Below are 14,504 nucleotides of genomic sequence, written 5' to 3'. Positions count from 1 at the left end.
ACAGAGAGCGATCAGGTGGGGTGGGTGGTCAGGCGTCGTTCCAGCTGACGAGGTGGTGGCGGTAGAGCTGGGCGTAGTGGCCGTTGGTTTGGAGGAGCTGGTCATGGTTGCCGCTTTCGGTCAGTTGGCCGTTCTGGATGACTAGGATCTGGTCGGCTGATCGTATGGTGGAGAGTCGGTGGGCGATGACGAAGGCGATGCGGTCGGCGAGGACGCGTTCGACGGCGTCCTGGATGAGGCGTTCGGTTTCGGTGTCGACGGAGGAGGTGGCTTCGTCCATGACGAAGATTTCGGGGTCGGCGATGACGGCGCGGGCGAGGGCGATGAGTTGTTTCTGGCCGGTGGAGAGAAGGACGCCGCCTGAGCCGACCTGAGTGTTGTAGCGGTCTTTGAGTTCGTTGATGAAGCGGTCGGCGCGGACGAGTTCGGCGGCCTGGGCGATTTCTTCGTCGGTGGCGTCGAGGCGTCCGTAGCGGATGTTCTCGGCGACGGTGCCGGTGAAGAGGTGGGGCTGCTGGAGGACGATGCCGAGGCGTGACTGGTACCAGTCGAGTGAGCGGTCGCGGTAGTCGGTTTCGTCGAGGAGGATGCGGCCGGTGGTGGGTTCGTAGAAGCGGCAGAGGAGGGACACGATGGTGGACTTGCCGCCACCGGTGGGTCCTACGAGGGCGATGGTCTGACCGGGTTCGACGGTGAGGCTGAAGTCGTGGAGGACGGGTCGGTCGGGGTTGTAGCCGAAGGTGACGTTGTCGAAGCGGACGCGGTGGATGCGATCGGGGAGGCCGTCGATGGCGGTGCCGGGTTGTCGGTTGGAGGCGGCTGCTTCGATCTTGGCGATGACTTCGGGGCTGTCGGCGATTTTGGGATCGGTTTCGAGGAGGTCGGCGATGCGTTCGGCGGAGGGCTGTGCGCTCTGGACCATCGTGAGTTGGCGGGCCATTTCTCGGACAGGTTCCTGGAGGAAGATGGCGTAGCTCATGAACTGGATGAGGGTGCCGGGGGTGATGTCTTCGGAGACGACGAGGATGCCGCCTGTGAAGAGGGCGAGGCCGATGCCGGCTGCGCAGATGGCGGCGACGACGGGCATGAAGATGGCACCCCAGAGGGCGTTGTCCATGGACTCGTTGCACATGCGGTCGGAGATGTCGTTGAACTCGGCGGCGTTGCAGTCTTCGCGGACGAGGGTTTTGGTGGTGCGTACGCCGAGGATGGACTCGTTGTACATGGCGGTGACGCGGGAGTTGGTTCTGCGGACGGCGCGGGAGGTATCGATGAGTCGGACCTGGAAGAATCGGACGGCGATGGCGAGGAACGGGACAATGGCGATGACGGCGAGAGCCAGGCCGGGGTTGATGATGAGCATGGTGACGGTGACGGCGGTGATGGCGGAGGTGCCCCAGACGACGTCGAGGGTGGCCCATCCCATGATTCTTCCGATCTTGTTGCAGTCGGAGGTGAGTCGGGACATGAGCCAGCCGGTGGGTCGTTTGTCGAAGTAGCCGAACTCGAGGTCCTGGAGTCGGTCGAAGCAGTCGCGTCGGATGTCGTGGGCGACGTGGGCGGTGAGGGATCCGACGATGTTGATGAAGGCGACGACGACGATGCCGAGGATGAGGATCAGCAGGGCGTAGCCGGGGATGAGTTTTTGGATGGCGGCGTACTCGCCTGTGTAGGCGAGGTCGATGACCCAACCGAGGAAGAACGGGAGGAGGACGTCGAAGGTGGCGGCGAGGAGCGCGGTGATGACGATGCCGACAAAGTGCCAGCCGTAGGGTCGTGCGAACTGCATGACTTTGCGGTAGCTGCTGAGGCTGAATTTCGAGCCCTGGACGGGGCCGTCGTCTTCGAAGAAGCCGTCAGACATGGGTGGCTCCCTGCCGGTCGTTGTTTAGGTCGCCTGACTGGACGTGCCAGAGGCGCTGGTAGGCGCCGGGCTGGGCGACGAGTTGTTCGTGGGTGCCCTGCTGGGTGATGCGTCCGTGGTCGAGGACGATGATGAGGTCGGCGTGCATGACGGTGGTCAGTCGGTGTGCGATGAGGAGGGTGATCTGGTTTTCGTGGCGTTTTTTGAGGCCTTCGAGGATGCGTCGTTCGGTGCGGGTGTCGACGGCGGAGAGTGCGTCGTCGAGGAGGAGGATGGGTGCGTCTCTGAGCAGGGCGCGTGCGATGGCGAGTCGCTGTCGTTGTCCACCTGAGAGGGTGATCCCTCGTTCGCCGACGAGGGTGTCGTAGCCTCGTTCGAAGGACTCGATGGAGCTGTGGATGGCGGCGGTTTCGGCGGCGTGGGCGAGTTGGTTGTCGGCGGCGGAGGTTTCGGCGAGGAGGAGGTTTTCTCTGACGGATCTGGAGTAGAGGAAGGGTTCCTGGAGGACGGAGGAAATCTGAGAGCGGACGAGCGCGCGGGGCAGGTCGGTGAGTTTGTGCCCACCGAAGGTGATCGATCCGGACTCGGGATCGATGAAGCGGAGGAGGAGGCTGATGAGGGTGCTCTTGCCAGCGCCGGAGGGGCCGAGGAGGGCGACGGTCTGGCCGGGTCGGGCGGTGAAGCTGATGTCTTCGAGCACGGGGGCGTTGTCGTCGTAGCGGACGGTGACGCGGTCGAAGACGAGGTCGCCGGTGATGGTGGATCCGTCCGGCAGGGTCGGGTTGTCGGGGTCTTCTTCCTCGGGTTGGGTGAGGACTTCGTTGATGCGGCCGGATGCGACGGTGGCTTTTCCCCACTCGCCGAGGATGCGGCCGAGTTGGCGCAGCGGCCAGGCGACCATGCCGATGTAGTACCAGCACTGGTAGAGGGCTCCAACGGTGATGCCGCCTTGTTCGGGACCAAGTACGGCGAGGTAGGCGCCGTAGAAGAGGGCGAGCCCGAGTTGGCTGAAGATCATGAGGTCGGTCAGCGACCAGAAGCGTGCGAAGAGGACAAAGAGTCTGCGTTCGCCGTCTCGGAAGGCGGCGTTTCGTTTGGCGAGCTTCTGTCGTTCGTGGTTCTGGCGTGCGAAGGCTCTGACGACGCGGATGCCGGTGATGTTTTCCTGGATGGTGGCGGTGAGAGCCCCTTCGGCCTCGTCCATGGTTTTGAAGGCGTTTCGTATGCTGAAGAAGAAGTAGAGCGAGATGGCTGCGAGGATGGGCATGAGCGCGGTGGAGGCGATACCCATGCGCAGATCGATCCAGAAGAGGATGGGGACAATCAGGAGGGCGTAGAGCAGGAGGCGGACCAATTCGACGATCTGTGAGCCGACGAAGAGGCGGACGGTGTCGATGTCGGAGGTGCATCGCTGGACGAGGTCGCCGGTTTCGGCTTTGGCGAAGTAGGCGACGGGTAGTCGTTGGAGGTGGTCGTAGAGCCGGTTGCGGAGGGTGCGGGCGCTTCGTTCGGCGGCGAGGGCTGTCCAGCGTGCGCCGAGATATTCGGTGCAGCCTGAGGCAAGGCTCATCACGAGTATGAGGCAAGCGGCGCAGGCGAGGAGTGCGGTGGTGGAGAGGTCCTGACGGAAGGTCTGCCAGATATTGGCGATCCATTGGGCTGCGGGGAGTGGCTGGTCATCGAGGATGACGTCGATGGTGGTGCGCACGATGACCGGCGTGCCGATGACGGCGAAGAGGGCGGAGCCGATGATCGCGAGCATGGCGGCGGTGTAGAGTGGCGTCTGGGCTCGGATGAGACGGCTTAGGGAAGATTTGGAGGAGCGAGCGGGCACGGATGATTCCGGGTTGGGTGGTTAAGAACCGGCAGCGTAGCCGCACGGTGCCTGGGACAGGGGTCGGGATGTGTGAGGGTTTGCGGCAGGCGTTCAGGCGGAGCGAGAGCGTCGGCGGCAAATCTGGGTATGGAGGATTGTCATGCTGGCCTCCTGTCCGGGGGATGGACGTGAAGCCGCACCTTACCCACGTGGCAGGCTGATGCCAAGGGTCGTCGTGCGAAAAGTGTGAATCTTTTTTAGTTCCGGCGACGTGCGCTTCGGCTGGCGAGGGCTGGCAGCAGGAGTGCCAAGCCGGCGGCGGGCTCTGGGATGGTGGCGGGCGCGGCGGCGGTTGTGCCGAAGCTGGAGGCGAGGAGTGAGAGGTCGATGAGGTCGACGTTGCCGTCGGCGTTGAAGTCGCCTTGAGACCAGGTGGCATCGGTCGCGCCGAAGTTGGCGGCGAGCATGGAGAGGTCGATGAGGTCGACGGTGAAGTCGAGGTTGGCGTCGCCAAGGCTTGAGCCGAAGAGGACTTCGACCCAATAGGCGATGTCGTCGGCGTCGGTGTCGCCGTCGGTGTCGAGGTCGAAGGCGGGGTCGAGCGAGGTTTCGGAGATGAGGGTGGCGAGCAGCTCGAGGTCGCGGATATCGAGGAAGGCGTTGAGGTCGAGATCGCCGGGCACGTCGCCGAGGTTGACATCGACGAGTGTGGCGGTGGCGAGTGGGTCGCCAAGGACGACGTTCTGCCAGGAGAGGTAGGGGATGCCGGCCCAGGCGGCCTCGACCCAGGTCATGCCTGGGAAGGCTCCGACGCCATCGAGCAGGAATCTGGGGATCATGAGTTCGTTGTCAGCGACGCCAAAGGTGAAGGGCTCGTAGACGGTTCCGGTTCCGAAGGTGCCGCCGATGGCGATCCATTCGGCGAGCTGGCCCTGGTCGCGGAAGCCGGCGGTGATGCCGCCAAAGTCTCGGGCGCTGAAGCTCTCGAGTCCGTTGTAGATGGCTCCGTCGATGAGTTGGCCTTCAAAGGTTGGGATGAAGTTCTCGTTGTCGGCGGGGTCACCGAGGTCGTGGTTGCCGCCGTAGGTGAGCAGTGCGGCGACCTGTCCTTCGACGACACGGGTGGGTGCGGATCCCTGGTAGGCGGTGGTGTTCTCACCGATGAGGAAGTCGGCGTTGTTCTGGTCGAAGTCGTGTGCGGGGTAGAAGAAGTTCAGCAGGGTGTTGAGGCTGTCGTAGTCTTCGGCGTTCTGATTGATGTTGGTGAAGGAGGCTTTATCGAAATCGCCGGCTGCGTCTTCGTCGAGGATGATGGTGTAGTGGTTGGTGTTATAGACGGGGTTCTGGGCGCGGTCGATCATGGCTTTGACGTCGTTGACGGTGTAGCCGTCGAGGCGTGCGGTGAGGAGGATGTCGCCGGCGTCGGAGTCGTTGTTGGATCCTGGTTCCTGCATGGTGTAGCCGACGCCTGGGGTGAGGTCGAAGCTGTTGGCGTTGGTGATGCCGGAGCGATCGAAGTCCATGAGGTTGATGGTGGATCGCCAGAATGGGTTGGCGACGATGTTGTCGGCGGGCGAGTCGAAAGAGCCGTTGGCTTCGCCGGTTTCGGTGTCCTGCCAGAGGAGGGTCAGTTCGGCATCGACCGAGGCGTAAGTGGCGTTGCCGGTGTCGAGGAGGGTGAAGGCGGTGCCGCCGTTGTTGCCGGCTCCGGGGTTGTTGCGGTCGTCGATGCGGTGTGGGATGCCCTTGGTGAGGGTGATGACGCCTATCTGCTCTTCGAGGTTGTTGGTGGTGAGAAAGCTGCGGATGGGGTCGCGGAGTTTGGAGGTGTAGTCGGTGTAGGTGAAGAGGCTTCCGGTGACGGTGGGGTCGTTGAGGTCGAAGCCGATGACACTGGGACGGGCGGTGAGGTAGTGGTTGTAGACGGCTTGGCTGTCGGGGTCGGCGGAGTTGTAGACAACCAGGACGTTGTGTTCTTCGAGGGCGTGGGATGGGAGGGCTGTCGCGAGGGTCAGGCCCAGTGCGATTCCGAGGCGGGTACGGATGTCTCGGATTCGGAGCGGGTGCTGCATAGCCATCCCATCTTGAGGGGGCGGGTCTCTCCTGCACTGATGACAACGCAGGTCCTGCTGACATTATGCACGACGGGTGGGTTAGAAACCTGAGAAAAGGGGCTGGAATCGGGGCTGAGGCGTCATAAACCGGATTTCTGGCGTGTCAGGCGTTGCAGGATGCGGATCAGGCCTCGACGATTTTGGCAGCAGGGTTTACCTGTTTTCTCATGACGCCCCGGGTATCGACAACGAGTGAGGCTTTCTGGGCGATCTGGTGCCAGTCGTAAGCGTCGTGGTGGCAGGCGATGACGACGGCATCGGCCTGAGTGAGGGCCTCATCGGTGAGGTCTGTTGAGGTGAGTTTGGGGTCGAAGCCGTTGGCGTTGGGTGCGACGGGGAGGTGGGGGTCGTTGTAGGTGACGTTGGCGGCGAGGGCTCGGTAGCGGCGGATAAGTTCGTAGCTGGGGCTTTCGCGGACGTCATCGACGTTGGGTTTGTAGGCGAGGCCAAGGATGAGGATGTTGGCGTTTCGGGTGGCGATGCCGGCGTCGTTGAGGGCGAGAACGGTGCGTTCGACGACGTAGCGGGGCATGTCACGGTTGATTTCGCCGGCGAGTTCGATGAAGCGTGTGGTGAGGTTGGCTTCTTTGGCGCGCCAGGCGAGGTAGAAGGGATCGACGGGGATGCAGTGGCCCCCGAGGCCGGGTCCGGGGTAGAAGGGTTGGAAGCCGAAGGGTTTGGTGGAGGCGGCTTCGATGACCTGCCAGATATCGACGCCTATCTCTGAGAGGACGATCTTCATCTCGTTGACGAGGGCGATGTTGACGGCACGGTAGATGTTTTCGAGGAGTTTGGCGGCCTCGGCGACTTCGGCGGAGGCGACGGGAATCACGTTGTCGAAGGCGGTGCGGTAGAGGTCTGCGGCTTTGTTGGTGGATGCGTCATCGATGCCGCCGACGAGTTTGGGTACGGATCGGAGGGCGTGGTCGGTGCGGCCGGGGTCTTCTCTTTCGGGCGAGTAGGCGAGGTAGGTGTCGTGGCCGGGTGTTCTGCCGTGTTCGCTGAGGATCTTGCCGATCAGGTCGCGGGTTGTGCCGGGGTAGGTGGTGGATTCGAGGATAAGGAGCCCACCGGGCTTGAGTTGCCTGGCGGCGATGTGGGAGGCGTCGCGGACGTAGGTGAGATCGGGTTCCTGGTGGGCACCCAGGGGTGTGGGGACGCAGATGATGATGGTGTCGGCGTTGCGGAGGTCGTCGAGGTTGGAGGTTGGTAGGAAGCGGCCGGAGGCGAGACAGTCGGCGATGGGTTGGCCGGGGATGTGGCGGAGGGGGCTGCGGCCAGCGGCGATGGTGTGGATCTTCTCGGGGTCGGTGTCGTATCCGACAACGCGATGGCCGGCCTGGGCCAGGAGTTGGGCGAGGGGGAGGCCGACGTAGCCGAGGGCGATGACGCCTACGGTGGCATGCTGCGTGGGCGGATTGGAATCGGGTTCAGCCATGGTGGAGCGATGATACCCCGGTGCTGCGGGGGTGCTGGAATAGTTCTGAGGGTTTGGAGGTACTACGGGATGCCCCTCGGCGTGTCGCCGGGATGGCAGAAGCGGAAGCCATGGCCTAGGATCGTGGCATTGCTTGGATTTTGTCGCCCTGTGGATGTTTCCCGGAGTGCTACCAGAAGAAGGAATGGAACTATGGCCAGTGATGCCGTGCTGGAACTGACTGATTCGAACTTTGACAGTGAAGTGATCAACAGCGAGACACCTGTGCTCGTGGATTTTTGGGCGGAGTGGTGCCAGCCCTGCCGGATGCTCGCGCCGACCATCGATGAATTGGCGGCTGACTATCAGGGCAAGGTAAAGGTTGGCAAGGTGGATACGGACAGCAACCGCGATACGGCGGTGAAGTACAACATTCAGTCGATCCCGACGGTGATGCTGTTCCACAAGGGTGAGGTGGTGAAGAAGTTCGTGGGTCTGCAGCAGAAGCCAGTGTTCGCTGAAGAGCTGGATAAGGTGGCTGGCTGAGGCTGTTGGCTGAATCGAGACAACGAGCACCCGCTTGAGGCTCAGGCCTGAAGCGGGTGTTTTTTTCCTGGATGGTCGTTGGCGGGCGGATCGTGGGGGTGAGTGGCGGTAAGCTCATGGGTTCTTCAGGAGGTTTTGATGTCGATTCGATTTGAGCAGACGCGGTTGGATCACGGGCTGCAGGTGGTGACAGAGCGGTGGCCTTCGGCGTATACCTCGGCGATTGGTTTTTTTGTGCGTGCCGGGGCGCGGGATGAGACGGCGGAGCAGATGGGGGTTTCGCATTTCCTTGAGCACATGATGTTCAAGGGGACGGCGACACGCACGGCGGAGGATGTGAACCGTGGGTTTGATGAGTTGGGGGCGAACTACAACGCTTATACGTCTCACGAACAGACGGTGTATTACGCGCATGTGCTGCCTGAGCATCTGGATGAGGTGACGGCTTTGTTTGCGGACATGCTGCGGCCGGCGCTTCGTGAGGATGATTTTGAGATGGAGAAGAAGGTCATCCTTGAAGAGATCGGGATGTATGACGATCGTCCGGACTGGCGGCTGCATCACGCGTTGCTGGAGCGTTATTACGGGAATCATCCGATGGGGTATCGGGTGCTGGGGACGGGTGAGACGGTTTCGGGATTGACGGCTGAGGCGATGCGGGGATATTTCGAGACGCGGTATGCGAGTGATCAGGTGGTGGTGGCGGCGGCGGGGAAAGTGGACCATCAGCACGTGGTGGAGCGTGTGGCTGCGCTGACGGCGCACTGGGAAGCTCGGGGTGCGAACGGGCGGGTGGCGGCGAGGCCGGATGCGGCGGTGGGTGAGCCGGAGACGCTGGCGGACGAGAAGGCGGCGAGGCATTACACGGCGTTTGTGTGTCCGGCGCCGAGCCTTCAGGACGAGCGTCGGTATGCGGCGAAGATTCTGGCGGACATCGTGGGTGATGGAGAGGGGTCGCGGCTGTTCTGGGCGTTGGTTGATCCGGGTTTGGCGGAGGATGCGGATCTGTCTTATGACCCGCATACGGATGGCGGGGTGTTCATGGCTTATGCGAGTTGCCCGCCTGGTGATTCGGATCGGGTTGAGTCGATTCTTCTTGATACGCTTCGGCGAGCGGCAGAGGGGCTGGATGAGGATGAGCTGACGCGGGCGAAGAACAAGCTGGCGACCTCGGCGACGTTGCAGGCAGAGCGGCCGAGTGGGCGGATGCACGCGATCGGTTCTCGTTGGCTGACGATGGGCAGTTACAGTGCGGCGCGGGATGAACTGGAGCGTCTGATGGCGGTGACGAAGGCGGATGTGCTGTCGCTGCTGGAGGCATTCAGTATTGAGCCACGGGCGTGGGTGCGGTTGACTCCTGGTCAGAAATAGAAGAAGCAGATGCACACGATTGCAGAGATTCTGGATGAGTTGCGGGCGGGTCGGATGATTGTTCTTGCCGATGATGAGCATCGGGAGAACGAGGGGGATCTGGTGATCGCAGCGCAGTTCATCACGCCTGAGGTGGTGAGTTTCATGCTTCGGCGGGCGGCGGGGATGATGTGCGTGGCGATGAGCGACGGGCTGTGCGAGCGGTTGCGGCTGGATCCGCAGACGGCGCACAGCACGGCTTCGCGGAGCACGGCTTACACGGTGTCGGTGGATGCGCATGAGCGGTTCGGGGTGACGACGGGGGTGAGCGCTCAGGATCGGGCGACGACGATCAAGCTGCTGGCTGATCCCGGGACGCGGCCGGACGACCTTGCGCGGCCGGGTCATGTTCAGCCGCTTCGGGCTCGTGTGGGCGGGACGCTGGTGCGGGCTGGTCAGACGGAGGGGTCGGTGGATCTTTGTCGCCTGGCGGGTCTGGAGGAGGCGGCGGTGATCATCGAGGTGATGAAGGAAGACGGGACGATGGCCCGGCGGCCGGACCTTGAGGCGTTGTGCGAGGAGCAGGGGCTGAAGATGTGCACGGTGGCGGATGTGATCGAGCATCGGCTGTCGCGTGAGCTGCTGGTGGAGCGGGTGGATGAGGCGGAGATTGAGACGAGTGAGGGGCCGTTTCGGCTGATTGCTTTTGAATCACAGGTGGACCCGATGCCTCATGTGGCTTTGGTGAAGGGGGATGTGGGGCGGCTGGATGCGGATGGGTTGCCGATTGATATCGATCGTCCGGTGCTGGTGCGGATGCACAGCCAGAACCTGCTGGGTGATGTGTTTGGCGATCTGGCCCGGCCTTCGGGAGATGCGCTGCGGCTGGCGATGCGGCAGATCCAGGCGGAGGACTGCGGCGCGGTGGTCTACCTGCGGCACGAGGGGATGGGTTCGGGGCTTCTCAAGCGGCTGCAGACGCTGCGTGAGACGGGCGGGCCGGGTGATGAGCGGGTGCGGTTGATGAGCAGTCAGTCGGATCCCGGGATGAAGCCGCCTGCGAGGAAGCAGGACTACGGGATCGGCTCGCAGATTCTGCGGAATCTGGGTGTGCGGCGGCTGCGGCTGCTAACGGACCATCCGTTTACGCCGACGGCGCTAAGCGGTTTTGGCTTGACGATCGAGGGGTTTGTGCCGCTTCTGGGTGAGGCGGCGGATTAGTCGTCGCGTCGGATGTTGGTGTAGCCGGAGGGTGCGTCTTTGGGGGCGGCTTCGTCGGCGACTTCGACCTGTTCCTCGTCTTCCTCGACCTCGGCTTCCTGTTTCCGTGACAGCACGGTGTTGGTGTAGCCCCGGCTGGTGACGGCGGGTTCGGTCTCGGAGGCGGCTGGGCGGTCTTCGCGGAGGTCGTCCTGTCGGCTGGTATTGGCGCCTGCGGCGCGGGGTCGAGCCTCGTTGACGGTGAGAGGGCGGCCGTGGAAGTCGTTGCCGGCCATCTTCTCGATGGCTTCACGTCCCTCGGAATCGTTGGGCATCTCGACGAAGCCGAACCCGCGGGGTCGGCCGGTTTCACGGTCGAAGACGAGGGTGGCTCGATCGACGACGCCATAGATTTTGAAGGCATCGACGAGCTGCTGCTCGGTGGTGTCGTAAGGCAGATTTCCGACGTAGATGTTCACGTCAATCACTTCTTTCTGAGTGGTTCAGGTGGCAGGCCGGCGAGGCGTGTCGGGGGGCGGATGTGTGAAGATTCACTGATCCGGAAACCCGTCTTCCCAACTTGGAACGGTAGCCCCAGATTGGCCTGAATTCAAGGGGATTCGTTCCAGAAGGGGTTAACTGAGGAGCATTTCGAGGTCTTCGCGGGAGAGTTCGGAGAGGCCTTCGTCGCCCTGGGTGTCGACCACGGCCTCTGCGAGGCGTTTTTTGCGTTTCTGGAGCTGCTGGATGCGTTGCTCGACGGTGCCTTCGCAAATCATCCGGTAGGCAAAGACGGGCTTGGTCTGGCCGATTCGGTGGGTTCGGTCGATGGCCTGGGCCTCGGCGGCGGGGTTCCACCAGGGGTCGAGGATGAAGACATAGCCGGCGGCGGTGAGGTTGAGGCCGACGCCACCGGCCTTGAGGCTGATGAGGAAGGCGGGGATTTTAGGCGAGTTCTGGAAGCGTTCGACTTCTTCCTTGCGGTTGCGGGTCTGGCCGTCGAGGTAGCAGAGGGGGATGTTGAGCTTCTCGAAGCGTTGGCGGACCAGGGCGAGCATGGACGTGAACTGGCTGAAGATGAGGACCTTGTGTCCTTCTTCGATGAGGTCTTCCATCATCTCCATGAGGGCATCGAGTTTGGCCGAGGAAACGGTCTGGTGTTCGGGTGAGATAAGGGCGGGGTGGCAGGCGGCCTGCCTGAGCCGGAGCAGGGCTTCGAGGACCATGACCGACGAGTGGCGCATGACGCGGTCGGTGGAGGCGGCGCCGGCGGCGTCGAGCTGGGTGAGGAGCTGGCCGCGGTAGTGATCGCGCATCTGGTCGTAGACCTTGCGCTGGTCGGGGTCCATCTCGCAAAGGATGGTCTGTTCGGTTTTGGGTGGGAGGTCTTTGAGGACCTGGTCCTTGGTGCGGCGGAGGATCATGGGCCGGAGGGCTTTGGCGAGCTGCTGGAGTGCGGGGACGCTGTCGTCCTCGTCGTCGGCTTCGGCCTCGATGACTTCGTTGGGCGGCGGTGCCTCGCTGGCGTTGGTGGTCATGGCAGAGCGGTTGCTGGAGGCCTTGACCAGGTCGCTGAATTTGCTGGAAACGCCAAGCATGCCGGGGTTGAGGTATTCGAAGATGGACCAGAGGTCGCCGAGGTGGTTCTCGATGGGCGTGCCGGTGAGGGCGAGTCGGTGGCGGGCCTGGATCAGCCGACTGGCGCGGGCGACCTGGGACATGGGGTTTTTGATGGCCTGGGCTTCGTCGAGGATGGCGTAGTCGAACTCGACCTGCGAGAGCTCTTCGATGTCGCGGCGGAGCAGGCCGTAGGAGGTGACGACGAGGTCGTACTGGTCGAGTTGCCTGAGGTCGTTGGCGCGGTCGGGGCCGGTGTAGCCGAGGACGCGGAGCTCGGGGGTGAAGTGCTCGGCCTCGTCGAGCCAGTTGTAGACGACGGATCGTGGCGCAACGATGAGTGCGGGTTGGCCGAGTTTGGTGCCTTCGGGTGTGTTGGGATCGAGGGAGGGCTCATCGGTGCCGTGGTGGATGCGTGCCTGGAGCATGGCGAGGACCTGGATGGTCTTACCGAGGCCCATGTCGTCGGCGAGAATCCCGCCAAGGCGGAGTTGACGGAGGAAGCGGAGCCAGCCGAGTCCGGTTTTCTGGTAGGTGCGGAGCTTGCCCTGGAAGGTGGGGTCGGGGTCGAGGGGTTCGACGTTGGCGCTCTGAGCGAGGGCTTTGCTGAAGGTGTCGAAGGCTTCGTCGGTCTCGATGCCTTCTTTGGTGGAGAGCATGGTGTCGAGGAGTGCGGCCTGGGAGGCGCCGAAGCGGAGGTGGTCGCCATGGGCTTTGCCGAGGGCGGTGAGGAGCCCGCGGTCGGCGAGCCATTCTTCGGGCAGGAGGCCGGTGGAGCCGTCGTCGAGTCGGATGAGGTTGCGACCGGCGCGGACGGCTTCGATGATTTTGGGGAGTTCGACGGTGACGGTCTCGCCTTCGTCGGTGGTGTAGGTGACGTCGCCTCGGAGCTCGAACCAGTCGATGCCGGAACGTACGGAGAGGCGGGGGTCGGCGGGTCGGCGGACGGCGCCGTCTTCGGCGAGGACTTCCCATCCGCGGGCGATAAGGTCTGAGACGACGCCGAGGACATCCCGCTGGCGGATGACGAGGACGGGCTGCCCTGACTCGGCGTTGCCCGAGGAGCGGAGTCCGAGGCGTCCTAGGTGTTCGGCGGCGGCGCGTTCGGCGGAGCGGTCTCGGAGGATGAGGTCCTGCTGGGGTTCCTTGACGGCCGTTTCGGTGGTGGTTTCGGCGGCAAGCGCTTCGGGCTGAGACTGACCGTCTTCTGGAGTGGGCGGGGCGTCTTCCTGGTGCTCGGGATCGGGCGGGGTGACATAGGTGCCGGGTGTACCCCAGTCGATGCGGGCGCTCCCGTAGTCGAACGAGAGGCGGGCCAGTAGCTGCTGGCGTGTGGATGAGCCGTTGCCTGCGGAGCTATCGGCTGCGGAGAGAATCTCGAGTCGTGGTTTGGGGCTGATGCGGGCTACGGATCGGCCGACGCCTTCGGGGAGGTCGAGATCTGGGATCTGTGGGAGTCGGTAGAGGCGGTCGAGGAAGCGATCGATATCGGTTTTGGGGATGGTGAGGGAGCGGTCGCCATCGTCGATGGGATCGTGGTCGCGGAACTGTCCGGCCCAGCGTCCGGCACCGGCGTCGTCGAAGGGGGCGGCTTTACCGTTGACAACGACGACGCCACCGGGTCCTGTGAGGAGGAGGCTCGGTTTGTGGATGGGGACGCGGGAGGTGCCGCGGCGGAGCTCGGTGCCGAAGCGGAGGTTTTCCCGGGTGTCGTCCCAGCGGCCGACGGCGCTGAGGTGCCAGGGGCCGTTGTCGTCCCAGGCGAGGGGTTCTTCGCTGCCGGTGTCGGGGTCGGTGAGGAGCACCGCCCTGCCGGTGAGAGTGATCTGGCGGAGGAGTCGTTCGGCGGCGACGCGGGGGAGAGCGAACAGGGAGCCGGAGCGATCGGAGCGGCCGATGGAGGTCTCTTCGGCGTCGGTCATCACGGATGCACCGACTAGGAGTGTGGCGATTTCGCGGTCGGTGGTTTCGGTGAGGCCTGCGAGGGTGGAGGCACCGAGGCGTAGTGCGCGGGGTCGGCTCCAGCCGCGGGCGATGGGGGTTTGCTGGCGGAGTTCGATGACGAGCTGGTGGTGTCGGTGGCAGAGGTCGACGCGGACAACATACTGGATGCGTCGCGGGGCGAGGAGGTCTTCGACGTCGGGCTCGATGCGTTCCATAGAGCCGGGACGGAGGAGCGTGAGGCGTCCGGACCATTCGGGCTCGGAGCGGGTCTGGGGGCGTGCCTGCTCGGGGCGTTTGCGGGCGCGGGGGGGGCGGACGCTCAGCTTGAAGAGCTGGCGTGAGAGTTCGGCGGTGCCGGGGATCGAGGGGTTGGCCTGGAGATCGACGAGTCCTGCCCAGATGTGCCGGCAGAAGAGGCCGTTGTCGAAGATTTCGCAGTCGCACTCGGCGTAGGCGGCGCGCCCTTCCTGGCGGATGATGACGATGTGGGTCTCGCCATCTTCGACGGAGAAGCGCACGAGTTCGCCTTCGGCCTCCGGTGGGAGGCGCTTGACGGCTCCGGCCTGTTGCAACGAGCGTCCACGGACGCGTTCATCACTCTGAAAGAAGGGCGACCACGACGTCACCAAAGACATA

9 protein-coding genes are annotated in these 14,504 nt (G+C 63.7%); 3 read left to right on the top strand and 6 right to left on the bottom strand.

From position 1 onward, the window contains the following. Positions 1–28: 28 nt before the first annotated feature. The 4 genes from ACQZAB_RS06955 to ACQZAB_RS06940 all read right to left on the bottom strand — a co-directional run bounded on the left by ACQZAB_RS06955 (position 29) and on the right by ACQZAB_RS06940 (position 7,232). Positions 29–1,864 carry an ABC transporter ATP-binding protein gene (locus ACQZAB_RS06955; protein ID WP_428388320.1) on the bottom strand — a complete coding sequence of 612 codons (1,836 nt, stop codon included), beginning with the start codon at positions 1,862–1,864 and terminating at the stop codon, positions 29–31. Then, complete coding sequence (locus ACQZAB_RS06950) at positions 1,857–3,626, bottom strand: ABC transporter ATP-binding protein (RefSeq protein WP_428388318.1); 1,770 nt, start codon at positions 3,624–3,626, stop codon at positions 1,857–1,859. The genes ACQZAB_RS06955 and ACQZAB_RS06950 overlap by 8 nt, the downstream gene beginning before the upstream one ends. A 311-nt stretch (positions 3,627–3,937) precedes the next feature. Then, complete coding sequence (locus ACQZAB_RS06945) at positions 3,938–5,752, bottom strand: dockerin type I domain-containing protein (RefSeq protein ID WP_428388316.1); 1,815 nt, start codon at positions 5,750–5,752, stop codon at positions 3,938–3,940. Positions 5,753–5,918: 166 nt separating this feature from the next. Beyond that, positions 5,919–7,232, bottom strand: a complete 1,314-nt coding sequence (locus ACQZAB_RS06940; protein WP_428388314.1) for a nucleotide sugar dehydrogenase — start codon at positions 7,230–7,232, stop codon at positions 5,919–5,921. 192 nt (positions 7,233–7,424) lie between these two features. Between ACQZAB_RS06940 and trxA the strand changes: the two genes are divergently transcribed. The 3 genes from trxA to ribB all read left to right on the top strand — a co-directional run bounded on the left by trxA (position 7,425) and on the right by ribB (position 10,328). Continuing rightward, entirely contained in the window at positions 7,425–7,757 is a 333-nt protein-coding gene (trxA, locus tag ACQZAB_RS06935; RefSeq protein WP_428388313.1) for a thioredoxin, read from the top strand. Between the two features lie 138 nt (positions 7,758–7,895). Further along, on the top strand, positions 7,896–9,128 hold the full coding sequence (locus ACQZAB_RS06930) for a M16 family metallopeptidase (protein ID WP_428388312.1): 1,233 nt from the start codon (positions 7,896–7,898) through the stop codon (positions 9,126–9,128). A 9-nt stretch (positions 9,129–9,137) separates the two neighbouring features. Next, a complete protein-coding gene (ribB, locus tag ACQZAB_RS06925) occupies positions 9,138–10,328 on the top strand; it encodes a 3,4-dihydroxy-2-butanone-4-phosphate synthase (RefSeq protein WP_428388310.1) in 1,191 nt (396 codons plus the stop codon). Here the strand turns inward: ribB and ACQZAB_RS06920 are convergent. Next, positions 10,325–10,786, bottom strand: a complete 462-nt coding sequence (locus ACQZAB_RS06920) for an RNA recognition motif domain-containing protein (RefSeq protein ID WP_428388308.1) — start codon at positions 10,784–10,786, stop codon at positions 10,325–10,327. The genes ribB and ACQZAB_RS06920 overlap by 4 nt on opposite strands. A 156-nt stretch (positions 10,787–10,942) precedes the next feature. Then, a complete protein-coding gene (locus ACQZAB_RS06915) occupies positions 10,943–14,503 on the bottom strand; it encodes an SNF2-related protein (protein ID WP_428388305.1) in 3,561 nt (1,186 codons plus the stop codon). Position 14,504: the final 1 nt, after the last annotated feature.

This window comes from Mucisphaera sp. (assembly GCF_965279675.1).
GTDB lineage: Bacteria > Planctomycetota > Phycisphaerae > Phycisphaerales > Phycisphaeraceae > Mucisphaera.
This window is presented reverse-complemented; position numbering and strand designations above follow the sequence as displayed.

Excerpts from the sequence above, each read along its gene's own strand:
- ACQZAB_RS06955 (WP_428388320.1), bottom strand. The coding sequence starts at position 1,864 with ATGTCTGACGGCTTCTTCGAAGACGACGGCCCCGTCCAGGGCTCGAAA.
- ACQZAB_RS06950 (WP_428388318.1), bottom strand. The coding sequence starts at position 3,626 with ATGCTCGCGATCATCGGCTCCGCCCTCTTCGCCGTCATCGGCACGCCG.
- ACQZAB_RS06945 (WP_428388316.1), bottom strand. The coding sequence starts at position 5,752 with ATGCAGCACCCGCTCCGAATCCGAGACATCCGTACCCGCCTCGGAATC.
- ACQZAB_RS06940 (WP_428388314.1), bottom strand. The coding sequence starts at position 7,232 with ATGGCTGAACCCGATTCCAATCCGCCCACGCAGCATGCCACCGTAGGC.
- trxA (WP_428388313.1), top strand. The coding sequence starts at position 7,425 with ATGGCCAGTGATGCCGTGCTGGAACTGACTGATTCGAACTTTGACAGT.
- ACQZAB_RS06930 (WP_428388312.1), top strand. The coding sequence starts at position 7,896 with ATGTCGATTCGATTTGAGCAGACGCGGTTGGATCACGGGCTGCAGGTG.
- ribB (WP_428388310.1), top strand. The coding sequence starts at position 9,138 with ATGCACACGATTGCAGAGATTCTGGATGAGTTGCGGGCGGGTCGGATG.
- ACQZAB_RS06915 (WP_428388305.1), bottom strand. The coding sequence starts at position 14,503 with ATGTCTTTGGTGACGTCGTGGTCGCCCTTCTTTCAGAGTGATGAACGC.